This window comes from Oceanitalea stevensii, from assembly GCF_014837105.1.
GTDB lineage: Bacteria > Actinomycetota > Actinomycetes > Actinomycetales > Actinomycetaceae > Oceanitalea > Oceanitalea stevensii.
Genome location: NZ_JACSPO010000004.1, coordinates 1 through 21,920, shown reverse-complemented (window position 1 = coordinate 21,920; position 21,920 = coordinate 1). Strand labels below are relative to the sequence as shown.

Sequence of the window (21,920 nt, the reverse complement as noted above, 5' to 3'; positions counted from 1 at the left end):
GCGTCACGAAACTCGGCTAAGGTAAGGCTCACCTCACCGGCCGACCATCGAAGGAGCCCACATGAGTGCGCCCTCCATCGCCACTGCCCCGCTCTCCGCGCAGCTGCGCGAGCGCACGCGTGCCGCCCACGAGCGCGCGGAGTCGGTCCCCTTCATCACCGACCTCATGCACGGGCGCCTCGACCGGGACGCCTACGCGGACCTCGCCGCCCAGCAGTACGGCATCTACGTCGCCCTCGAGGCAGCCAGCGCCGAGCTCGTCGGCGCCGCGCGCGGTTCCAGCCTCGTCTTCGCCGACCTCACCCGTACCCCCTCCATCGAGGCGGACCTCGCGTTCCTCCACGGCGAGGACTGGCGCGAGCGCATCGCCGTCCTACCCGCGGCCCGCGCCTACGCCGAGCGCATCGCGCAGGTCGCCGGGGACCTGCCGCGCTACGCCGCGCACGCCTACACCCGCTACCTCGGGGACCTCTCCGGCGGCCAGGCGATCAAGCGGCTCGTACAGCGCCACTACGGCCTGGGCGAGGAGGGCGTGGCCTTCTACACCTTCGCCGGCATCGCCAAGCCCAAGGTCTTCAAGGACACCTACCGCGAGCAGCTCGACGCCCTCGACCTCAGTCCTCTCGAGATCGAGATGGCCGTCGAGGAGGCGACCGTCGCCTTCGAGCTGAGCACGGCCCTCTTCGCCGCCCTCGGCGAGCGGCACCACGCCTGACGTCTTAGACGACGAAGCCCCGCGTGGAGGACCACGCGGGGCTTCGTCGTTCTCGGGTCCGGGCGACGGGGCCGCACCCGGGTGCGGCCCCGTCGGGTCAGGCGCGCTGCCTGCGGCTGGCGAGCACGAGACCGGCGAGCATGACGGTGGCCGCCAGGGCCGCGAGGGCCGCCGCCTCGGCGCCGGTCTGCGCGAGGGCGCCCCCGGCGCCACCGGCGGTGGTGCCGGGGCCCGCGCCGTCGTCGTCGGTGCCCGTGCCGGCGCCTGCGGCCGCGACCGTGAAGGTCGTGTCGGCCACGGACTCGCCGTCGGTCACGAGGTCGACGCGGTGCGAGCCGAGGGCGACGTCCTCAGGCGCGGTCCAGCTCAGCTCGACCGTGCCGTCCTCCCCGACGACCGCCGCGGCGACGTCGAGCTCGCTGAGGTCGAGCTCACCCTCCTCGACCGGGACGCTGAAGGACACCGGGTCGAGCGCCTCGCCCGCCTCGTAGAAGTCGGCGAAGGCGGGCACGCCCGCGTCCGTCAGCCGCGCGGGCACGTCGGTGCCGACGAGACGGCCACCGGTCACCCGGACGGCGTCGAGGTCGAGCTCGGCGAGACGGACGCGCGGATAGTCGACCACACCGTCGCCCTGGAGCGAGCGGCTGGTGACGTCCGCGACGAGGTAGCCCTCGCCACCCTCGATGACGACGGACGGGTCCGTGACCGTCATCTGCAGCTGGGAGGTGCCACCGATCTCGTGGCCGGCGAAAGCCACCTCACCGCCGAAGTGAGCGGTGCCGTCGGTCGCGTCCCCGTTGCCCCGGCCGTCGCCGAAGACGTAGCCGCCGGCGGTCTCGCCGGCCGGTGCCGTGACGGTCACCGAGCCATGGGCGATGCTGCCGGTGATGTAGCTCCGGAAGGACTCCTTGACGCCCCAGGTGAGGCTGCCGGGAGCGCCGGCGGCGTCGATGACGGCGCCCACGCGGGTGCCGGGCTCGAGGCCACGGCCGGTGATGGTCGCGGTGGCACCCTGCACCACCGGGTCCGGTGACACGGTGACCGTCCCACGCGTCGGCGCAGGCTCCTCGCCGGGCTCAGTCGGCTCCTCTCCGGGCTCCCCGGGCTCGGACGGTGCGTCAGGCGCCGCGGCGAGGACGGTGAGGGCGTCGCTCGCGAGCACCGCTCCCGCCTCGTCCCGCAGCACCACGGCGTAACCACCGAGCGGGAAGTCCTCCGGCACGGTCCACGACGTGGTGAAGGAGCCGTCCTCCTCGACCGTGCCGACGGCGATCTCGGTCGGCTCGTCGGTGGGGAGCGCGAGAGCGGCGGGGGCGGCGCCCCCGACGGTGACCGCGACGCTCACCGGGTCCAGGTCGTCCCCGGCGTCGTAGAAGGTGCCGAACGCGGGGACGCCCGCGGTCGTCAGCGTGGCGGCGGCGGCCTCCGCGCTGACCTCGCCGCCCGCGACCGTGAAGGCCTCGGGGTCGAGGGAGGCCAGCACGACGCTCGGGTAGTCGACCGGCTCGCCGGTGCTCGTCGTGCCGGCGAACTCGCGGGAGGTCGCGTCGGCGACGAGGACGGCCGAGTCGGGCGTCACCTGGACGCGCAGGTTCTCGAGGAGGATGTCGAGGGCAGGGACGCCCTCGATCTCGTGGCCCTCGAACTGGACACTGCCGGCGAAGCTCACGAGCGCCGTGCCGGCGGCCGGGTCCTGGGAGGCGAGCGTGGCGGGGAAGCGGAAGGTCCCGTCGTCGTTGCGCGTCACGTCCTCACTCGTCGTGATCGTGCCGTGGGCGATCGGGCTGGTGATGTAGGAGCGGAAGGACTCCTTGACTCCCCAGTCGAGGTGGCCGGTGGCCGGTGCGGTGCTCGGCGCGAGCTCGACCCGGACGGCCCCCGCGGGGAGGTTGCTGCCGGTGATGGTGACGTCCTCGCCCTGCTCGACCTGGCTCGGGTCGGCGACGACGGTCGGGGCACCGGGCTCGGGGGTCGGTTCGACGGAGCCGGCGACGAAGGTGACCGGGACGAAGACGTCCTGGCTGCGGTCCGTGACGTCGACCTCGTCGGCGTCGCTGAGCTGGGCGGAGGTGAAGGTCGCGAGGTAGCACTGCATCTGGCTGCAGTCGTCGCCGGTGCCGGTGAACCAGCCGCGGACGGTGATCTCCCGCTCGAAGCGGCCCAGTGCGTCGGTCGTGACGACCTCGTGCTGCAGCCATCCGGTGGGCGGCGGACCGACGGTCACGCCGTCCGCGGTCGGGGTGTCGGAGGTGAAGGCGACCGAGAGCTTTCGGTTCGGGGCGTAGCCCGTGCCCTCGACGGAGACGACCGTGCCGACGGTGATGTCCTCGGTGGGCGTCACCTCGAGCTGCGGCGTGCGCTCCTCGACGACGTCGAGGGGCACCGACAGCTCCTGGTCGGGGTTCTTCACGCCGCCCGCGGCGTAGGTGTAGACACCGAAGCTGCCGTCCTCGGGCCAGCCGGCTGCCGGCTCGGTGACCGTGAGCTCGGCGGTGAAGGAGCCGTCCTCGGCGATGTCGACCCACTGACGACGGATCGCGTCCTGGAAGTTCGGCGGCACCTGGTCGAGCACGTCCTCGGCCAGCGCCCACTGCTGCGAGCCGATGACCCGCGCGGACGAAGGCGCGTTCTGCGAGGGCTGCCACTGCTCGGCGAACTTCCCGAGCACCACGTAGGTGCCCTGCGGCAGGTCCGCGGGGATCGGCACGCCACGACCACCGACGTTCGCGGCCGGGTCGAAGCCCGTGCCCTTGACGACGACGGTGTCACCGTCGGTCAGCTGGGCATCACCCGCGGGGGTGACGCCGTCGGCGGCGAAGACCTCGATCGCCGGCTCCCACTCGACCGTCTCGACGACGTCGAGCGGGACCGCCAGCTCCTGGTCGGGGTTCTTCACGCCGCCCGCGGCGTAGGTGTAGACGCCGAAGGCGCCGTCCTCGGGCCAGCCGGCTGCCGGCTCGGTGACCGTGAGCTCGGCGGTGAAGGAGCCGTCCTCGGCGATGTCGACCCACTGACGACGGATCGCGTCCTGGAAGTTCGGCGGCACCTGGTCGAGCACGTCCTCGGCCAGCGCCCACTGCTGCGAGCCGATGACCCGCGCGGACGAAGGCGCGTTCTGCGAGGGCTGCCACTGCTCGGCGAACTTCCCGAGCACCACGTAGGTGCCCTGCGGCAGGTCCGCGGGGATCGGCACGCCACGACCACCGATGTTCGCGGCCGGGTCGAAGCCCGTGCCCTTGACGACGACGGTGTCACCGTCGGTCAGCTGGGCGTCGCCCACGGGGGTGACGCCGTCGGCGGCGAAGACCTCGATCGCCGGCTCCCACACCGGCTCGGCGGGCTCCTCCACGACGACGAGCGGGACCGAGAGCTCCTGGGCGGGGTTCTTCATTCCGCCGGCGGCGTAGGTGTAGACGCCGAACGTGCCGTCCTCGGACCAGCCGGCCTCACGGTCGGTGATGACGAGCTCGGCCTCGAAGGACCCGTCGGCCTCGATCGCGACCCAGTCCTTGCGGATCGCGCCCTGGAAGGCGGGCGGCACCTGGTCGAGCACGCTCTCGGCGAGGGCCCACTTCTGCGCGCCCACCATGCGGGCGGAGGACGGCGTGCCCTGCGAGGGCTGCCACTGCTCGGCGAACTTGCCGAAGACGACGTAGGTGCCCTGCGGCAGTGTTGCCGGGATCGGGACGCCGCGGCCACCGACGTTCGCGGACGGGTCGAAGCCCGTGCCCTTGACGACGACGGTGTCCCCGTAGGTCACCTCGGCGTCACCGAGCGGCGTCACGCCGTCGGCGGCGAAGACCTCGATCGCCGGCGCGAAGGTCACCGGCTCCTCCGGCTCGACCGGCTCCTCGGGCTCAACCGGCGCAGCGGCGACGGTGAGGGTCGCGGCGGCGGTCACGGCGTCCGGCTCGGTGCCGTTGCTGAAGACGGCGCGCACCTGCAGGCCGCTCTGCTCCGCCGTGACGGCGGGAAGCGTGACGTCCGTGGCCGTGGCGTCCGCGACGTCCTGCCACTCGGCGTCCGCGCCGGGGCGGGTCTGCCACTGGACGGTGGGCTCGGGCGTGCCGGTCGCGGCCGCGCTGAAGACCGCGTCGTCGCCGGCGTCGACCGAGACGTCCTGCGGCTGGAGCGTGACCTGCGGGGCCACGGTCGTGGGAGCGAGCTCGACACTGAAGCTCAGCGGGTCGAGCGCGGCACCCGCGTCGTAGAAGCCACCGAATGCAGGCGCGCCGGCCTCGGTGAGCGTGACAGGAGCACCTGAGACGGACGCGACGCCGTCGCTCACCGTGAGCGGGTTGGCGCTGAGGTCGATCGACCCGAGCTCGACGTCGGCGAACTCGACGCGCTCACCGACCTCGCCATCCATACCGGCGAACTCACGGGCGCTCGCGTCGACGACGAGAACGCCCTCGTCGCCCTCGACACGAACCCGCAGGTCGGAGAAAGCGATGTCGAGGGCACCGTCGTGCGCCGTGAACGCGACGCCGCCGGCGAAGTCGATCTGCGCCGTCGTGCCGTCCACGGTGCCGCCGGTCGCGGGGAACTGGAAGCTGCTGTCCGCGGGGCGGGTAGCCGGGTCCACCACATCGATCTGGCCGTGGGCGAAGGGCATGCCGAGGTAGTTGCGGAAGGACTCCTTCACACCCCACTGGGCGCTGCCGGACTCGACCGTCGCGGCGGGCTCGGCGGCGAGCGCCGTCGTGCCGGTGCCGACGACGACGGCGCCGGCGGCGATCGCCGTCGTCGTGACGACGGCGAGGGTGCGGCGCGCGCGGGCGCGCCAGGTCGTGGTGCTCATCAGGGTCCTGTCTAGGCGTGACGACGACGGAGGCGGAGTGCCGCGACACCGGCGGCGAGGAGGAGCGCGGCGGCGCCGGCGATGATGCCGACGGTGACACCGGTCGTGGCGAGCGAGCCGTCGGGGTCGGCCTCGGCGGCGGCGCCGCCGCCCGAGCCGGAGCCGGCCTCGGTCCCGGAGCCCGCGGCGGGGTCGGCGCCCGCGTCGGACCCGCCGGTGGCGAAGGTCACGGGGATGCGGACGTCCGCGGAGCGGTCACCGCCGCGCGTGTGGTCGGCGCGGGTGCCGATGACGCAGCCGTTGGGGGCGACGGCCGGGTCGAGGCAGTCGGTGAAGGAGTCGGCGGCGGAGACACCGAGGGTCACGGAGAAGGAACCGCGCCCCCCGGACTCGGTGAAGGGCTGGGCAAGGCCCTCGCCGTAGGCGGGCGGGTTGGAGGAGATCCAGGCGGAGGCACCGCCGGCGCCCTCCATGTCGACGCCACCCAGGCAGGGGCCGGGCTGCCGGCCCGCCCCGTTGTCCACGCACAGCGCGACGTAGACGCCCTTGGAGGTGTCGAAGCCGGAGCCGCTCACGGTGACCTGCTGACCGTCCGGGTCGAGACCGCTCGAGGGCTCGACCGTCACCTGCTGGCCGTCGGGCCCGCTGGCAGTCGCGGCGACCGCCGGGGAGGCGACGAGCAGGCCGCCGACGAGCGCGAGGCCGGCAGCCAGCACGGCGGGAAGACGGCGGCGTGCGCGGCCGCCGATCTGGCCGTGGCCAGCAGGTTCAGGGGTCCGTGACATCTCTCTCCTCGTGGCACACTTTGGTTAGGTAAGCCTAACGAGCGATTACGCTACGGGTGCGTCACGTAAATTGTCCACCAGCGCTTCACCGCAGCCGTGCCACCAGCCATTCACGAGGAACCACATGACCCGCCTCCCCGCGCGCCTCGCGCTCGCCGTTGCCGCCACCGCACTGGCCTTGACGGCCTGCGGGGCGCAGCCGACCGAGGAGACGCCCGTGGCGGATGTCACAGCGCCGTCGGTGAGCGGAGCACCCGCCGGCGAGCCGGTCCAGGCCTGCGGCGCCCCGGTCGAGGGCTTCGCCGTCACGCACGACCACAACGGTGAGCCGCTCCCCGAGCGCACCTCGAGCGGTGACGCGAGCCTGCTCACCGAGCCCACCTCCGCCGTCGTGGCCGACGACACCATCGAGCCGGTGGCGACCGCGCCCGCGCAGCAGCTGCCGGTCACCGTCGAGTCCTGCGACGGCGCCGTCGTCGAGGTGGCGGACACGAGCCGGATCCTCGCCGTCGACCTCTACGGCACGCTCGCCGAGATCGTCTTCTCCCTCGGGCTGGGGGACAACGTCATCGGGCGCGACACCTCCACCGGTTTCCCCGAGGCCGCGGACCTGCCCGTCGTCACCCCCGGCGCGCACGACCTCAACGCCGAGGCGATCCTCGCCCTGAACCCGAGCGTCGTCCTCACCGACAAGACCATCGGCCCCACCGACGTCCAGCTCCAGCTGCGTGACGCCGGCATCCCGGTGATCTTCTTCGACGACACCCGCTCGATGGACACGATCCCCACGCACATCCGCGCCGTCGCGGGCGCGCTCGGTGTGCCCGACGCCGGGGAGGAGCTCGTCGCGCGCACCCAGCAGGAGATCACCGCGGCGCTCGACGACGCCCCGACCGGCGCCCAGTCCCCCACCGTCGCCTTCCTCTACCTGCGCGGTGGCATGGTCCAGCTCCTCGGCGGCCCCGGGTCGGGGGCCGACTCCCTCATCCGCGCCATCGGCGCGCGTGACGTCGGCACCGAGGCGGGCCTCGAGCGGCCCTTCACCCAGATCAGCGCCGAGACGATGATCAGCGTCCAGCCCGACGTCCTCCTCCTCATGAGCGCGGGCCTGGAGTCCGTGGGAGGCCCCGAGGGCCTCTCCCTCGTCCCCGGCCTGGCGCAGACGGAGGCCGTCGCCGACGGCCGTGTCGTCGACGTGGACGACACCGTGCTCCTCAGCTTCGGACCGCGCACCGGCCGGGTCGTCACCGCCCTGGCCGAGGCGGTCTACGAGTGACGGCGGTCGTCACCGCGCCCGCCGCCACCACGGCCAGGCGCGGCCGCGGCTGGTGGCTGCTCACCGGGACCGCCCTCGCGCTCGCCGCCGTGTGCGTCGTCGCCGCGGGCGCCGGACAGCTGGCGATCCCCCCGGGTGAGGTCGCCGGCTCGGTGCTCGGCCGGCTCGACGGCGCCCTCGAGTGGCTCCTGGGCGGCATCGGCCTCCACGTCGACCTCCCGCTCGACTCCGTGACCGGCCCCCGCCACCCGCAGGGCGACGCCGCGCTGTGGCAGGTGCGCTTCCCGCGCATCGCGCTCGCCGTCGTCGTCGGGGCGGCGCTCGCGGTGGCCGGCGCCCTCATGCAGGGCGTCTTCGGCAACCCGCTCGCCGAGCCGGCGATCATCGGTGTCTCCCCCGGCGCGGCCGTCGGCGCGAGCCTCGCGATCGTCACCGGGCTCGACGTCCTCGGCACGTGGACGGTGCCGCTCGCGGCCTTCGTCGCCGCGCTCGTCACGACCCTGCTCGTCTACTCCCTGTCCCGCTCCGGCGGGCGCACCGAGGCCATCACCCTCATCCTCACCGGCGTGGCCGTCACCGCGATCGCCTCGGCGGTCGTCGCGTTCAACACCTTCATCGCCAGCCCCACCGCTCGCGAGCAGATCGTCTTCTGGCAGCTCGGCAGCCTCAACGGCGCCCGCTGGCAGGCGGTCGGCGTCGTCACGCCCTTCGTCGTCGTCGGGATCGCCGTGTCCCTCCTCCTCGCCCGCCGGCTGGACCTCCTCTCGCTCGGGGACCGCTCGGCCCGGCACCTCGGGGTCAACGTCGAGCGGCTGCGGGTCGTGGCGATCGTCGTCATCGCGCTCCTCGTCGGGGCGGGTGTCGCCTTCGCGGGCGTCATCGCCTTCGTCGGGCTCGTCGTCCCGCACCTCGTACGGCTCGTCGCCGGGCCCGGCCACCGCCTGCTGCTGCCGGCCAGCGCCCTCGGGGGCGCGCTGCTCCTCACGGTCGCGGACCTCGTCGCGCGCACCGCCGTCCCCTTCGCCGACCTGCCCCTGGGCATGCTCACCTCGGTGGTCGGCGGACCGTTCTTCCTGTGGCTCATGCGCCGCATGCGCAAGACGCAGGGAGGGTGGGCATGAGGCTCCTGCCGCGCCGTCCCCGCCTGCCCGAGCCGTTCGAGCGGGGCGAGACCGCGCTCGCCGTCGACGGCGCCCGCGTCGTCCTCGGCGGCGCCACCATCCTCGACGACGTCAGCCTCAGCGTCCGCGCTGGCGAGGTCGTCGCCCTCGTGGGCCCCAACGGGGCGGGCAAGTCGACGCTCCTCGGGGTGCTCAGCGGGGACGTCGCCGCGGGCGGCACCGTGACGCTCGCCGGCCGTCCGCTCGGCCAGTGGTCGACGACGGAGGCCGCGATGCGCCGCGCCGTCCTCGTCCAGCGCGTCACCCTCACCTTCCCCTTCACCTGCCGGCAGGTGGTGGAGATGGGCCGCTCCCCGTGGTCGCACACCGTGCGCGAGGACGACGACGACGCCGCCGTCGCCCGCGCGATGGAGCTCACCGAGACGACGGCGCTCGCCGACCGCACCTTCAGCTCGCTGTCCGGCGGCGAGCAGGCCCGCGTCTCGCTGGCCCGCGTCCTCGCCCAGTCGGCCGGCGTCGTCCTCCTCGACGAGCCGACCGCCGCCCTCGACCTCCACCACCAGGAGCTCGTCCTGGCCCTGGCGAGGGACCGGGCGGCGGCGGGTGACGCCGTCGTCGTCGTCCTCCACGACCTCAACCTGGCCGCGGGGTACGCGGACAGGGTGGCCGTGCTCGACCGTGGCCGCGTGGCCGCGGTCGGTGCGCCGGCCGAGGTGCTGCAGCCGGACCTGCTGTCCGGCGTCTACCAGCACGCCGTCGAGGTCCTGCCCCACCCCCGCACGGCGGCGCCGATCATCCTCGCCCGGCGCTAGGCCCGCTGCGCGGCGACGAGCTCACGCTCGGTCGCGTCGGCGAGCCGGTCGAGCTCGGCGAGGACCTCGCGGGCTATGGCGGCGTCCGCGGCGCGGCACGTGGCCGCCACCTCGGCGAGCCGGTCGGCGCCCAGCATCGACGCCGTGCCGCCCAGGCTGAGCGAGGCGTCGCGCAGCTCGGGGACCTCGCCAGCGGCGACGGCCTCGTGGAGACGGGCCACCCGGGTGGGCAGCATGTCGACGAAGCGCTCGACCATCCCGACGGCGGCCTCGTGACCGACCTCGTCCTCCAGGCGGGTGAGACGCTCACGGTCGACGACGGGGCCGACGACGACGTCCTCGGCGCGGCGCTCACGCCCGGCGCGGACCACCTGCAGGGCGGCGTAGCAGAAGAGTGCAGCGGCGATGACGGCCGTGCCGATCGCCTTGGTGTGGCCCGACAGCGCGGTCGCGACGTAGCCGGCGGCGGGGACCCAGTAGCGGACCTCGCCGCGGACCTGCGTCTCGGTGACCTCCCACGGGTCGACGACGTCGTTCGCGTCGCCCTGGGTGCGGAAGGAGGGGCCCGCGGGGGTCTCGGCCCGCTCGACGATGCGGTGGGTGACGAGGGTGGGGTCGTCCGGGTAGGGCATGACGGTGATGACGTCCCCCACCTCGAGCGACTCGACGTCGGCGACCGGGGAGATGACGATCTGGCTGCCGGTGGGGATCGTCGGCTCCATCGAGCCGCTGAGGACGGTGAGCGGCGCCCACCCGAGCAGACGCGGGACCAGGATGAGGGCCGCGAGCAGGGCGAGCAGCGCCACGAGCAGCACCCCGGGGAGCACGCGCGTGACCAGCGCGTGCACGATGCCGGGGCGGCGCGCTGCCGGCTCGACGCGGTGCCGGGCGGGGGTGAGGGTGGCGGTCGCGGTGCTCATCGGAGTCTCCTGGTCGCTGCTGGGACGGGTGGGTGCGGGGGGTGGCGCCGGGTCACTCGCCGGCGACGCGCGCCTGGGTGAGGGTGACGTCGAGGCCGCCGAGCGTGACGCTCTGGCCCTGGCCGACGAGGCCGGCGGTCGTCGCGTCGAAGGCGACGGTGACGGCCACGTCGAGGTCCTGGAGCTCGTCGTCGGCGACGACGGTGGTGGAGGCGCCCGCGACGGGGGTGCCGTTGAGGGTCATGGTCGTGCTGGCGGCGAGCCTGGAGAGGAGCTCGGCGTCGCCGGTGAGGCCCTCGAGGTTGTGGGCGACCGTCCCGCGGAGCAGGTCACCCTGCGCGTCGACCGTCATGGTCTCGCGGTAGGTGAGGGCGTCGCCGGGGACGACGAGGTAGCTGCCGTCCTCGACGGCTGCCGTGACGTCGGTGCCGACGACGTTCGTCCAGCGGCCCTCGCCCGCGGCGAGGTCGAGGACACCGGCGGTGATCGCTGTGTCGGTCGCGGCGGCCTCGGAGTCCGACCACTCGGCGAAGGTCGCGCCGCCCGCACCGAGCAGGACGACGCCGGCGGCGGTGGCCGCGACGGCCTTCCACGTGGTGGAGGTGGAGCGGGAGGTGGTGGTGCTGCGGGCCATGGTGGTGTCCTCTCGGGCTGGGTGCCGGTCCGTCCGGCGCTGAGGCAAATATCTGGCGCCGACCTCAGCGGGCCCGCGCGCTCACCCCAGGCCCACCTCAGGACTCCCTCAAGATCTGCTGCCGGGAAGCCGCCGTCCCCTCCGTCCAGCGCGTGGATGTCGGCGCCCTCTGCTTCGATGTGCGCATGGTCACAGTCCGCCGGTCCACCCCTGCCCGCGCGTGCGCACTCGGCGCCGCAGCCGCCCTCGCCGTCTCCGCCCTCGCCGGCGTCCCGGCAGGCGCCGCCACCGACGACTTCCGCGTCCAGCCCTACCTGCAGAGCCCGACGACGGACTCGATGCTCGTCACCTGGTTCTCCTGGGAGGAGGAGCCCGGTGAGCTGCAGCTGGCCGGACGTGAGCCCGTCGCCTCGACCCCGGAGCTGCAGGCCCACCTCGACTGGACCGACAACAACCGGCAGCAGGCGGTGGACCACCCCGAGTGGGGTGACTGGTTCCGCGAGGGGCGCGCCTACCGCCACCAGGTGCGCGTCGAGGGCCTCGAGCCGGGTACCGAGTACGAGTACCTCGTGCGGCAGGGCGACTCGGAGGTGCGCAGCACCTTGACCACCGCCCCGAGCCGGGAGGACTGGGACCACATCAGGTTCACCGCGATGTCGGACTCCGAGACCGAGCCGGCGGGCCGTGTCACCCACCGCGAGTGGGTGCCCGGCGCGGTCGCCGAGGGGAGCGAACGGCCCTCCGCCTCCGACTCGAGGTGGGCGCAGACCTTCGGCTCGGAGGACCGGCAGGGCGAGCGCATCCTGCGGTACGCCCTCACCGAGGACGAGGGGTTCGCGTCCAACATGGGCATCGTCGCCGAACGCGACCCGGACCTCATGCTCTTCGCGGGCGACCTCGTCCAGGGCGGTGGCTTCCAGCCGGCGTGGGACGAGTGGTTCAGGTACCTGAGCGGGGACGTGGGCCAGACGGCCCAGAGCCGCCCGGTCGTCACCGCTCTCGGCAACTGGGAGCCCTTCGGTGCCTCCGACGGCGAGTACACGATCCCGGCCGTGATCGACGGCCGAGCGTCCTACCGCAGCTACTTCACCCCGCCCAGCAACGGGACCCCCGAGCACCAGAGCAACTACCACCGCCTCGACTACGGCCCGCTCACCGTCCTCACCCTCGACTCGACCAAGGGACTGCCGGACGACCACCGCGACAACTACCCGGAGGACGAACGCCTCACCGGGCGGGAGTACACCGGCCCCGGGGCGGACACGCAGTCGAGCTACACCTCCACCGCCTACGAGGCCGGCGGCGGCACGGACCTGTCGCCCTACAACCCGGGCAGCGTGCAGTGGGAGTGGGCGCAGGAGCAGCTCGCCGACGCCCGGGAGCGCGGCCAGGTCGTCGTCGTCCAGTTCCACCACGCCCCCTACTCCTCCGGGGAGCACGGGCTCCCCATGAACCACGAGGAGTCCTCCGGCCAGGGCGGCCCGCCCATGCGGGTGTACAGCGAGATGTTCGAGGAGTACGGCGTGGCCGCCGTGATCTCGGGCCACTCGGAGATGTTCGAGCGCTCCTGGGTCGACGTCGACGGCGACGGCCAGGGCATCCACTACTACGACGTCGGAGTCGCCGGGGACGGTCTGCGCGGCGAGCGGCACGAGAACGGCAACCTCCTGTCCGAGCCGCTGCTCGAGTACAACCCCTACCGCGTATGGTCGGCCGACCAGTCCGAGCCGGAGGTCTGGGACGGGGAGCGGCTCGTGGACGGCGGGAAGCACTACGGGCACCTCGAGGTCAACCTCGAGCGCAGCGAGGAGCCGGGAGTCGCCGCGACGATGACGCTCACCCCCGTCTACTCCTTCCCGCTCCTCGACGACGACCTCGCCGTGCTCGGCACCGAGCGGCGCACCTACGACGACGAGGTCGTCCTCGTCGTCGCCGAGGACGGCACCGTGCTGCCCGACGATCCCGAGCCGACGCCCACCCCGGAACCGACGCCCGAGCCGACGCCCACCCCGGAACCGACACCGTCGCCCGACCCGACGCCGACCCCCAGCGCGCCGGCGTCCGGTGACGGCGGAGGCGGCGCAGGCGTGGACGACACCGCCCGACCCGACCCGTCGGCGGCACCGGCTCCCGGGCGCCTGCCCAGCACGGGTGCGCCGGTCGGCGTCGCCGCCCTCGTGGTGCTCGCACTGCTCGGTGGCGGCCTGGCCCTGCGCCGGCACCGCGGGCGGGGCTGATGCCCACGGGGAGGCATACCCTGGGTGGGTCCTTTTCCTCACGTACGGGAGCAGAACGTGACCCAGCTCGCCCTCGTCATCGCCGGCTCAGAGGCCACCGGCGGTGCAGGCATCCAGGCCGACATCCGGACCTACCAGCAGCTCGGCGTCTACGGGGTCGGGACGATCACCTGCATCGTCTCCTTCGACCCGAAGAACGACTGGGCGCACCGCTTCGTGCCCGTCGCACCGGAGGTGATCGCCGACCAGATCGAGGCCGCCACCGCCACCCACGAGCTCGACGTCGTCAAGATCGGCATGCTCGGCACGCCCGCGACGATCGAGGTCGTCGCCCGCGCGCTGCGCGCCCAGCCGTGGCGCCACGTCGTCCTGGACCCGGTGCTCATCTGCAAGGGCCAGGAGCCCGGCGCCGCGCTCGACACCGACACTGCGCTGCGCGAGCAGGTGCTGCCGCTGGCCACCGTCGTCACCCCGAACATGTTCGAGGCCCGCACGCTGTCCGGCATGGACGAGATCTCCTCGGTCGACGACCTCGTCGAGGCCGCCCGGCGCATCCACGCGCTGGGACCGAAGTACGTCCTCGCCAAGGGCGGGGTCGAGCTGCCCGGGGACGACGCCGTCGACGTCCTGTTCGACGGCGAGGAGGTGACCATCCTGTCCGAGCCCAAGATCGGTGAGGAGCGCGTCTCCGGGGCCGGCTGCACGCTCGCGGCGGCGACCGCCGCCGAGCTGGCCAAGGGCGCGAGCGTCCCCGACGCCGTCCGCACCGCCAAGGCCCTGGTGACCGCGGGCATCCACGCCCGCGTCAGCGCCAGGACGCCCTTCGCCTCGGTCTGGCAGGGCGCCTACACCGCCTGACCCCCACCCCCTCCTCCGCATATGCGGGATTTTCGCAGTCGGCACACGACATCCGACCGCAGATTTCCCGCATATGCGGGAGAGGTCAGGGGCGCGGTCAGGCGAGGCCGGTGGCGTTCTCCGCGTCGGAGGCGCCGAGCCGCGCCTTGGCCTCCTCGCGCGACCGGGCGCGCTCGGTGGGACCGACCATCCGCAGGTGCGGGCGGTGGCGCAGCCGGTAGGTCACCTCGACCTCCCAGTGCCGCTTGACCCAGAAGGCCGCGGCGACGGACACGAGCATCGCGGAGATCGCGCCCACACCGACCGCCCAGCGGGCGTTGAAGGTCTCCCCGATCCACCCGACGACCGGGGCGCCGATCGGCGTCGTGCCGAGGAAGACCATCATGTACAGGCTCATCACCCGGCCCCGGAAGTGCGGGTCGGTGGACATCTGCACGGTGGCGTTCGCGGCGGTCATCATCGTGAGGGACGCGAAGCCCACGGGGATGGTCATGAGGGCGTAGAGCTCGTAGGTCGGCATGAGCGCCATGAGGCCGGAGAAGACGCCGAAGGCGAAGGCCGCCCCGAGGACCAGCCGGACCCGCGGCTGCTTGCGCCGGGCCGCCATGAGCGCCCCGCCGAGCGAGCCGACCGCCATGATCGAGCCGAGGATGCCGTACTCCCCGGCGTCCCGCTGGAAGACCTCACGGACCATGAGGGCGCTCGTCATCTGGAAGTTCAGGCCGAGAGCGCCCACGACACCGACGACGACCATGATCGTGAGGATGTCGGTGCGGCCCCGGACGTAGGCCAGCCCGTCACGGATCTGCCCCTTGCCGCGGGAGGTGTGCGGCAGCTCGTGGAGCTCGTCCTTGCGCATGGCGACGAGCGACAGGATCGTCGCGGCGAAGCTCAGCGCGTTGATGACGAAGATCCAGCCCGGGCCGACGATCGCGATGAGCAGGCCCGAGACACCGGGGCCGATGAGCCGAGCGGCGTTGAAGGACGCGGAGTTGAGGCCCACCGCGTTGGGCAGGCTGGCGGGCGGCACCATCTCGGCGACGAAGGTCTGGCGCACCGGGTTGTCCAGCGCGGTGACGACGCCGAGCATCAGCGCGAAGACGTACACGTGCCACAGCTGCGCGTGACCGCCGAGCACGAGGAGGCCGAGCCCGGCCGCGAGCACCGCGAGCGCGGACTGCGTCGCGATGAGCAGCTTGCGCCGCGGGAGCCGGTCGGCGAGCAGCCCGCCGAAGGGGCTGAGCAGGAGCATGGGGAGGAACTGCAGCCCGGTGACGATGCCGATCGCCAGCCCGGAGTCGTCGGACAGGATCGTGAGGACGAGCCAGTCCTGGGCGATCCGCTGCATCCAGGTGCCGACGTTGGCCACGAGGGCCCCGGCGAACCACAGCCGGTAGTTGAAGAACTTCAGGGAGTCGAAGGTGGACCTCATACGTCGGCCACCTGCCGCAGGATCGCGACGGCCTCCTCCACGGTGGCACGCTCCTCGGCGGTGAGGTGGCGCAGCATCTCCTCCATCCACTCGGTGCGGCGGCGGCGGGTCTCGTCGACGACGGCGACGCCGGCGTCGGTGAGCTCGATGTGCACCTGGCGCCCGTCGGTGGGGTGGGCGGTGCGCACGACGAGCCCGGCCGACTCGAGCGCCGCGATGGTGCGCGTCATGGTCGGTGGCTGGACGCCGTCGCGCTCGGCGAGGGCGCGCGGGGTCGAGGGTCCGTGGTGGGTCAGGCCGGCGAGCACGCAGTACTGGGCCTCGCTCAGCTCCCCCACGACGGCGGCGGAACGAATCTTGCGGGACAGTCGCAGGACCGTCACGCGCAGCTCCGTGGCGAGGTCGGGGTGCTGGCGGGTGCGGCTCGCCGTCGTCGTCGAGGGCGAGGAGTTCGTCATGTGATGATTCTAGATCGTTAGTTCAGCGAACGAAAGAGTTGTCGCGGGTGAGGTCGCCCACGCCGCCGTTCTCACCTGCCAGGACGGCGACGACGACGGCGCCCGGCTCGCGGACAGGCGGCCCTCACCGCGGGCCGGGTGCGAGCATGGGAACGCCCGTCCACGACCCGGAGGTACCCGTGCGTTCCAGCGCCGACCGCATTCTCACCACCCACGCCGGCAGTCTGCCGCGCACCCCCGCGCTCCTCGAGGCCAACGCCGCCCGACAGGCGGGGCAGGGACCGGACGACTTCGCCGGCTTCCTCGCCGGTGAGGTGACCGCCCTCGTCGAGCGGCAGCGGGCCGTCGGCATCGACGTCGTCGGCGACGGCGAGTACGGCAAGGCGATGAGCTCGCCGGTGGACTACGGCGCGTGGTGGTCCTACTCCTTCCAGCGCACCGGGGGCCTGGAGATCATCGACGACGCCTCCTGGGCCACCGCCGACGTCCGGTCCGCCCCCGGCGACACCCGGCTCACCGGCTTCCTCCACCGCCGCGACCGGCAGCTCTTCGCCGAGGCCTACGCGGACCCGACGTCCGGGATCTTCACCGGCGACCCCAAGGCCAGCCCCTTCCCCTCGTGCACCGGGCCGCTCAGCTACACCGGCCAGGACGCGATCGCCGCGGACATCGCCAACCTCAAGGCGGCCCTGGAGCGCACGGGCGCGGAGGAGGGGTTCATCACCGCCCTGTCCCCCGGCAGCGCCTCGCGCATCACCAACCGCCACTACGCGAGCGAGGAGGAGTTCGTCTACGCGTGGGCCGACGTCCTGCGCGAGGAGTACCGCGCGATCATCGACGCCGGGCTCGTCCTCCAGATCGACGACCCCTCGATCGCCGAGAACTTCGACCAGATCACCCCCGAGCCGAGCGTCGAGGACTACGCCGCCTTCACCCGGCTGCGCGTCGAGGCGCTGAACTACGCGCTGCGCGACCTGCCCGAGGACCGCATCCGCTTCCACCTGTGCTGGGGCAGCTGGCACGGCCCGCACACCACCGACATCGCGATGGCCGACATCGTCGCCACCATGCTCCAGATCAACGCCGGCGCCTACTCCTTCGAGGCGGGCAACGTGCGCCACGAGCACGAGTGGAAGGTGTGGCAGGACGTCGAGCTGCCCGAGGGCAAGCTCATCCTGCCGGGCGTCGTGTCCCACGCGACGAACGTCGTCGAGCACCCCGAGCTGGTGGCCGACCGCATCGAGCGCTTCGCGGCCGGGGTGGGCCGCGAGCGCGTCATCGCCTCCACGGACTGCGGGCTGGGCGGGCGGATCCACCCGCAGATCGCCTGGGCCAAGCTCGAGACCCTCGCCGCCGGCGCCGAGCTCGCCACCCGCCGCCTCTGGGGCTGAGTCCCTCAAGCCCCCGGAACGCACTGTGCGCCCCTCCGGCCGCCACGCCCCCGGTAGACCGGGAGCGCGGTGGCCGCGAGGGGCACACAGTGGAGAAGCGGGAGGGCTCAGACGTCGAGGACCTGCTGGATCGGCCCGAGGGCGAAGTAGACGACGAAGAGCGCCGCGACCACCCACATGAGCCAGTGCACCTTGCGGGCCCCGCCCTTGCGCGTCGCCGCGAGGACGACGTAGGCGATGAAGCCGGCGCCGATGCCCACGGTGATCGAGTAGGCGAAGGGCATGAGGACGATCGTGAGGAAGGCCGGGATGGCGATCGCCATGTCCCGCCAGCTGATCTCGGTGACCTGCTGCATCATGAGGAAGCCGACGATGACGAGCGCCGGGGTCGCCGCCTCGTAGGGGACGAACTCGGCGAGCGGCGCGAGGAAGATCGCGAGCAGGAACGCGAGGCCGGTGACGACCGAGGCCAGGCCGGTGCGCGCGCCGTCGCCCACGCCCGCGGCCGACTCGATGAAGCTCGTGTTGGACGAGACGCCCGCCGCGCCGCCCGCGGCGGCCGCGAGGGAGTCGACGACGAGGATCTGGCGGGTGTGCGGCGGGTTGCCGTCCTCGTCGAGGAGCCCACCCTCGGCGCCGATGGCGACCATCGTGCCCATGGTGTCGAAGAAGTCGGCGAGGAGGATCGAGAAGATGAGGAGCAGCGCCGCGACGACGCCGATCTTGCCGAAGGCGCCGAAGAGCGAGAACTGGCCGAGCGTGCCGAAGTCCGGCGCCGCGACGACCGAGCCCTCGATGGCCGGGACCGTGAGGCCCCAGCCGCCGGCAGCGCCCTCCGCCTGCGTGCCGACGTGCGCGACCGCCTCGATGATCCCGGCGAGGACGGTCGCGGTGACGATCCCGATGAGCATCGCGCCGCGCACGCCACGGGCCATGAGGACCATGATGAGGAAGAGGCCGACGACGAAGACGACGGCGGGCCAGCCCACGAGGGAGCCGTCGATGCCGAGCTGGAGCGGGGTGCCGCCGGGGCGGACGATGCCGGCGTTGACGAGGCCGACGAGCGCGATGAACAGGCCGATGCCGACGGAGATCGCGACCTTGAGCTGCTGCGGGACGGCCCGGAACACGGCCTCGCGCAGCCCGGTGAGGACAAGGATGAGGATGAGGATGCCCTCGAGGACGATGAGGCCCATGGCATCGGCCCACGTCATGCCGGGCATGCCGACGACGGTGTAGGCGAGCAGGGCGTTGATGCCCAGTCCTGCGGCGACGGCGAGGGGGAACTTGGCCACCGAGCCCATGAGGATGGACATGAGGCCGGCGACGAGCGCGGTGCCGGCCGCGACCGCGGCCAGGTTCGGCCCGTCGGTCCCGCCGCCGAGGAAGGCGCCGGTGGAGTCGGGGGTGGAGAGGATGAGCGGGTTGAGGACGAGGATGTAGGACATCGCGAAGAAGGTGACGATGCCTCCCCGGATCTCCTGTCCGATCGTCGAGCCGCGCTCGGAGATTCGGAAGTATCGGTCGATCCAGCTGGGGTTCTGCGTGCGCGCCGGCGCCGGTGTGGACATGGGCCGAATGGTGCCAGAACCACGCCCGCCCTCGTCGCCGGTGCTCACTCCTCAGGCGCCGACGACGGCGCGTCCGGTGGCTGCGCGCCGCCCGACCGCGGGAGCACGGTCACCTACCATCGAGCCATGCGCATCCCGGAGACCCGTTCGCAGGACCTGCCGCCGATGCGCGTCAACACGGTGACGATGTTCCTCGTCGGCACGATCGCCTGGGCGGTCGGCCTCGTCGTCGTGCTCGTCCTCGAGGCGACCGGCCGCGAGCTCGACGGCGTGGTGCCCGTCTGCCTCACGGGCATCGTCGTCGGACTCCTCGGCATGCTGTGGGGCGCGAGCCAGCAGCGCCGCGCCGCCCGGCGCCGGCGCTAGCGGCCGGGCGCGGGCGCGGTGCTGCCGCGCTCGACGAGCCGGGTGGGCAGGCGCACGTGGGCGCGGGCGGCGTCGTCGCCGGCGATGAGGCGCACGAGCAGGCCGACGGCCTCGGCGCCCATCTGCTGGATCGGCTGGGCGACGGTCGTGAGGGGCGGCGTGGCGGCGACGGCCTCGGGGACGTCGTCGAAGCCGACGACGGACAGGTCCTGCGGCACGCGCAGACCGACGTCGCGGGCCGCGTCGATCGTCGCGATCGCCATGAGGTCGTTGGCCGCGAAGACGGCGGTGGGCCGGTCGGGCAGGCCGAGGATCTCGTGCGCGGGCCGGTCGGCGGTCTCGCGCCGGTAGCCGCCCACCCGCACGAGCCGCGGGTCGACCGGCAGGCCGGCTGCCGCCATCGCACTGCGGAAGCCCTCCTCGCGCAGTCGCGAGCTCTCCAGGTCGGTGCGCCCGCCGAGGAAGGCGATGCGGCGGTGACCGAGGGCGATGAGGTGCTCGGTGGCGAGGACGGCACCGGCGTCGTTGTCGGCGTCGACGGTCGCGATGCCCGTGGGGCCCTCGTGGGGGTCGATCGCGACGACGGGCACGTCGTCCCGCACCTCGACGACGGTGGGGGTGACGATGACGGCGCCGTCGATGAGGGTGCCGCTGAGCCGCGACAGCGAGCGCCGCTCCCAGCCGACGTCGCTGCCCGCGTGCGCGGTGCCGGAGTAGGCGAGCAGGTCGTACCCGGTGGACGCGACGGCGGCCGAGGCCCCCTTGAGGATCTCGGCGCTGAAGGGCTCGAACTCGGCGACGAGGATGCCGATGACGTTGGTCCGGCTGCTGCGCAGGCTGCGCGCCACGAGCGAGGACTCGTAGCCGAGGCGCGAGATGACCTCCTGCACCCGCTCGCTCGTCGCGGCCGCGACGCCGTACCGGCCGTTGATGACCTTGGACACGGTCGCGACAGAGACGCCGGCACTGCGCGCCACATCCGTGATGGTCACCCGTTCGCTCACCTGGGTGACTCTACCGCTACGAAAACGTTATCGATAACGATTGACACGCGAGCGGAGCCCCTGCCACGCTGGCGCCACCCCCGTCGACGACGACTGAAGGAACACCGACATGCTTCGCAGAAGAGCAGTCAGCATCACTGCGCTCGGCCTCAGCGCCGCGCTTGTCCTCGCCGCCTGCGGTGACAGCGAGGAACCGGACGCCAGCTCGACCGGCGGCGACGGCGACTCGGTCACCCTCACGTGGTGGCACAACTCCAACAACGAGCCCGGCGTCAGCGTCTACGAGCAGGTCGCCGCGGACTTCGAGGCGGACAACCCCGGCGTCACGATCGAGATCACCCCCCTGGCGCACGAGGACATGCTCACCCGCCTCGACGCCGCCTTCCAGACCGGCGACACCCCCGACGTCTACATGGAGCGCGGCGGCGGCGAGCTGGCCGCGCACGTCGAGGCCGGACTGACGAAGGACCTCACCGAGGTCGCTGCCGACACGATCGACAAGCTCGGCTCGTCGGTCGACGGCTGGACCAACGAGGACCGCGTCTACGCCCTGCCCTTCTCCGTGGGCGTCGTGGGCTTCTGGTACAACAAGGACCTCTTCGAGCAGGCCGGGATCACCGAGCCGCCCGCGACGATGGAGGAGTTCAACGCCGCCGTCGACGCGCTCAAGGGAGCCGGCATCGAGCCGATCTCCGTGGGCGCCGGCGACAAGTGGCCCGCCGCGCACTACTGGTACTACTTCGCCCTGCGCCAGTGCAGCCAGGACGTCCTCACCGACGCCGTCACCTCCCGCGACTTCTCCGACCCGTGCTTCGTCGCGGCCGGCGAGGACCTCGAGGCGCTCGTGGCCACGGAGCCCTTCAACACCGGCTTCCTCGCCACCCCGGCCCAGACCGGCCCGACGTCCGCGTCCGGCCTCCTCGCGACCGAGCAGGTCGCCATGGAGCTCGCCGGCCACTGGGAGCCCGGCGTCATGCAGGGCCTCACCGAGGACAACGAGGGCCTGGGCGAGAAGACCGGCTGGTTCCCCTTCCCGTCCGTCGATGGTGGTCAGGGTGACCCGGAGGCCGCCCTCGGTGGCGGCGACGCGTGGGCCTGCGCCGAGGACGCCCCCGACGCCTGCGTCGACTTCATCACCTACCTCCTCAGCGACGAGGTGCAGCAGACCTTCGCCGAGAACGACATGGGCCTGCCGACCAACCCGGCAGCGATCGACTCGGTGTCCGACCCGGCGCTGGCCGACCTCCTCGCCTTCCGTGACGAGGCCCCCTTCGTCCAGCTCTACTTCGACACCGCCTTCGGGGAGAACGTCGGTGGCGCGATGAACGACGAGATCGCCCTCGTCTTCGCCGGCCAGTCCTCCGCACAGGGCATCGTCGACGCCACCCAGGCCGCGGCAGACCTGGGATGAGCGACGTTGCAGACGACGTGACCCCGCCGGGTGCCGCCGCTGCCACGCTGCCGGAGCCCCGTCCCGCCCGCCCGGGCCCCGCCCCGCCCGCGGGGCCGCCCGGAACACGTCCGGCAGGTGGATCGTGC

The 21,920-nt window shown here is 73.1% G+C and carries 17 protein-coding genes; 9 read left to right on the top strand and 8 right to left on the bottom strand.

What is annotated here, in order from left to right; translation table 11 throughout:
* Nucleotides 1–61 precede the first annotated feature (61 nt).
* Nucleotides 62–715 carry a biliverdin-producing heme oxygenase gene (locus H9624_RS09025; RefSeq protein WP_251839566.1) on the top strand — a complete coding sequence of 218 codons (654 nt, stop codon included), beginning with the start codon at nt 62–64 and terminating at the stop codon, nt 713–715.
* A 97-nt stretch (nt 716–812) separates the two neighbouring features.
* On the opposite strand, the gene H9624_RS09020 is transcribed toward H9624_RS09025, so the two are convergent.
* Both H9624_RS09020 and H9624_RS09015 read right to left on the bottom strand, forming a co-directional pair.
* Nucleotides 813–5,516, bottom strand: a complete 4,704-nt coding sequence (locus H9624_RS09020) for an HtaA domain-containing protein (RefSeq protein WP_251839565.1) — start codon at nt 5,514–5,516, stop codon at nt 813–815.
* 11 nt (nt 5,517–5,527) lie between these two features.
* Nucleotides 5,528–6,301: a neocarzinostatin apoprotein domain-containing protein gene (locus H9624_RS09015; RefSeq protein WP_251839564.1), complete on the bottom strand. Its 774-nt coding sequence runs from the start codon at nt 6,299–6,301 to the stop codon at nt 5,528–5,530.
* Nucleotides 6,302–6,425: 124 nt separating this feature from the next.
* On the opposite strand from H9624_RS09015, the gene H9624_RS09010 reads away from it, so the two are divergent.
* The 3 genes from H9624_RS09010 to H9624_RS09000 are packed head-to-tail and all read left to right on the top strand — an operon-like array spanning nt 6,426 to nt 9,510.
* Nucleotides 6,426–7,577 (top strand): heme/hemin ABC transporter substrate-binding protein, encoded by a 1,152-nt coding sequence (locus tag H9624_RS09010; protein ID WP_251839563.1) that lies wholly within the window; start codon nt 6,426–6,428, stop codon nt 7,575–7,577.
* Entirely contained in the window at nt 7,574–8,698 is a 1,125-nt protein-coding gene (locus H9624_RS09005; protein WP_372435127.1) for a FecCD family ABC transporter permease, read from the top strand. Before H9624_RS09010 ends, H9624_RS09005 begins: the two co-directional genes overlap by 4 nt.
* On the top strand, nt 8,695–9,510 hold the full coding sequence (locus tag H9624_RS09000) for a heme ABC transporter ATP-binding protein (RefSeq protein WP_251839562.1): 816 nt from the start codon (nt 8,695–8,697) through the stop codon (nt 9,508–9,510). Before H9624_RS09005 ends, H9624_RS09000 begins: the two co-directional genes overlap by 4 nt.
* On the opposite strand, the gene H9624_RS08995 is transcribed toward H9624_RS09000, so the two are convergent.
* Both H9624_RS08995 and H9624_RS08990 read right to left on the bottom strand, forming a co-directional pair.
* A complete protein-coding gene (locus H9624_RS08995) occupies nt 9,507–10,430 on the bottom strand; it encodes a signal peptidase I (protein ID WP_251839561.1) in 924 nt (307 codons plus the stop codon). The two genes, H9624_RS09000 and H9624_RS08995, sit on opposite strands and share 4 nt — an antisense overlap.
* A 52-nt stretch (nt 10,431–10,482) precedes the next feature.
* Nucleotides 10,483–11,064 (bottom strand): alternate-type signal peptide domain-containing protein, encoded by a 582-nt coding sequence (locus H9624_RS08990; RefSeq protein WP_251839560.1) that lies wholly within the window; start codon nt 11,062–11,064, stop codon nt 10,483–10,485.
* Nucleotides 11,065–11,249: 185 nt separating this feature from the next.
* Here H9624_RS08990 and H9624_RS08985 point away from each other — a divergent pair, with 185 nt between their 5' ends.
* A complete protein-coding gene (locus H9624_RS08985; protein WP_251839559.1) occupies nt 11,250–13,301 on the top strand; it encodes a purple acid phosphatase family protein in 2,052 nt (683 codons plus the stop codon).
* 57 nt (nt 13,302–13,358) lie between these two features.
* The gene (thiD, locus tag H9624_RS08980) at nt 13,359–14,159 is read left to right on the top strand and encodes a bifunctional hydroxymethylpyrimidine kinase/phosphomethylpyrimidine kinase (protein WP_251839558.1); all 801 of its coding nucleotides are present in this window, start codon (nt 13,359–13,361) and stop codon (nt 14,157–14,159) included.
* 97 nt (nt 14,160–14,256) lie between these two features.
* Here thiD and H9624_RS08975 read toward each other — a convergent pair whose 3' ends face one another.
* Complete coding sequence (locus tag H9624_RS08975; protein WP_251839557.1) at nt 14,257–15,591, bottom strand: MFS transporter; 1,335 nt, start codon at nt 15,589–15,591, stop codon at nt 14,257–14,259.
* Nucleotides 15,588–16,049: a MarR family winged helix-turn-helix transcriptional regulator gene (locus tag H9624_RS08970; RefSeq protein ID WP_251839556.1), complete on the bottom strand. Its 462-nt coding sequence runs from the start codon at nt 16,047–16,049 to the stop codon at nt 15,588–15,590. The genes H9624_RS08975 and H9624_RS08970 overlap by 4 nt, the downstream gene beginning before the upstream one ends.
* 146 nt (nt 16,050–16,195) lie before the next feature.
* Between H9624_RS08970 and H9624_RS08965 the strand changes: the two genes are divergently transcribed.
* Nucleotides 16,196–17,440 (top strand): cobalamin-independent methionine synthase II family protein, encoded by a 1,245-nt coding sequence (locus H9624_RS08965; RefSeq protein ID WP_286011025.1) that lies wholly within the window; start codon nt 16,196–16,198, stop codon nt 17,438–17,440.
* A gap of 107 nt (nt 17,441–17,547) precedes the next feature.
* Here the strand turns inward: H9624_RS08965 and H9624_RS08960 are convergent, their stop codons facing one another.
* The gene (locus H9624_RS08960; RefSeq protein ID WP_251839555.1) at nt 17,548–19,011 is read right to left on the bottom strand and encodes an NCS2 family permease; all 1,464 of its coding nucleotides are present in this window, start codon (nt 19,009–19,011) and stop codon (nt 17,548–17,550) included.
* Nucleotides 19,012–19,137: 126 nt separating this feature from the next.
* Between H9624_RS08960 and H9624_RS08955 the strand changes: the two genes are divergently transcribed.
* The gene (locus tag H9624_RS08955; RefSeq protein ID WP_251839554.1) at nt 19,138–19,377 is read left to right on the top strand and encodes a DUF2530 domain-containing protein; all 240 of its coding nucleotides are present in this window, start codon (nt 19,138–19,140) and stop codon (nt 19,375–19,377) included.
* Here H9624_RS08955 and H9624_RS08950 read toward each other — a convergent pair.
* Nucleotides 19,374–20,381 carry a LacI family DNA-binding transcriptional regulator gene (locus H9624_RS08950; protein ID WP_251839553.1) on the bottom strand — a complete coding sequence of 336 codons (1,008 nt, stop codon included), beginning with the start codon at nt 20,379–20,381 and terminating at the stop codon, nt 19,374–19,376. The genes H9624_RS08955 and H9624_RS08950 overlap by 4 nt on opposite strands.
* A 109-nt stretch (nt 20,382–20,490) precedes the next feature.
* Here H9624_RS08950 and H9624_RS08945 point away from each other — a divergent pair, with 109 nt between their 5' ends.
* Entirely contained in the window at nt 20,491–21,792 is a 1,302-nt protein-coding gene (locus H9624_RS08945; protein ID WP_251839552.1) for an ABC transporter substrate-binding protein, read from the top strand.
* Nucleotides 21,793–21,920: the final 128 nt, after the last annotated feature.

Coding starts and splice junctions, on each gene's coding strand:
- H9624_RS09025 (WP_251839566.1), top strand. CDS start 62: ATGAGTGCGCCCTCCATCGCCACTGCCCCGCTCTCCGCGCAGCTGCGC.
- H9624_RS09020 (WP_251839565.1), bottom strand. CDS start 5,516: ATGAGCACCACGACCTGGCGCGCCCGCGCGCGCCGCACCCTCGCCGTC.
- H9624_RS09015 (WP_251839564.1), bottom strand. CDS start 6,301: ATGTCACGGACCCCTGAACCTGCTGGCCACGGCCAGATCGGCGGCCGC.
- H9624_RS09010 (WP_251839563.1), top strand. CDS start 6,426: ATGACCCGCCTCCCCGCGCGCCTCGCGCTCGCCGTTGCCGCCACCGCA.
- H9624_RS09000 (WP_251839562.1), top strand. CDS start 8,695: ATGAGGCTCCTGCCGCGCCGTCCCCGCCTGCCCGAGCCGTTCGAGCGG.
- H9624_RS08995 (WP_251839561.1), bottom strand. CDS start 10,430: ATGAGCACCGCGACCGCCACCCTCACCCCCGCCCGGCACCGCGTCGAG.
- H9624_RS08990 (WP_251839560.1), bottom strand. CDS start 11,064: ATGGCCCGCAGCACCACCACCTCCCGCTCCACCTCCACCACGTGGAAG.
- H9624_RS08985 (WP_251839559.1), top strand. CDS start 11,250: ATGGTCACAGTCCGCCGGTCCACCCCTGCCCGCGCGTGCGCACTCGGC.
- H9624_RS08975 (WP_251839557.1), bottom strand. CDS start 15,591: ATGAGGTCCACCTTCGACTCCCTGAAGTTCTTCAACTACCGGCTGTGG.
- H9624_RS08970 (WP_251839556.1), bottom strand. CDS start 16,049: ATGACGAACTCCTCGCCCTCGACGACGACGGCGAGCCGCACCCGCCAG.
- H9624_RS08965 (WP_286011025.1), top strand. CDS start 16,196: ATGGGAACGCCCGTCCACGACCCGGAGGTACCCGTGCGTTCCAGCGCC.
- H9624_RS08960 (WP_251839555.1), bottom strand. CDS start 19,011: ATGTCCACACCGGCGCCGGCGCGCACGCAGAACCCCAGCTGGATCGAC.
- H9624_RS08955 (WP_251839554.1), top strand. CDS start 19,138: ATGCGCATCCCGGAGACCCGTTCGCAGGACCTGCCGCCGATGCGCGTC.
- H9624_RS08945 (WP_251839552.1), top strand. CDS start 20,491: ATGCTTCGCAGAAGAGCAGTCAGCATCACTGCGCTCGGCCTCAGCGCC.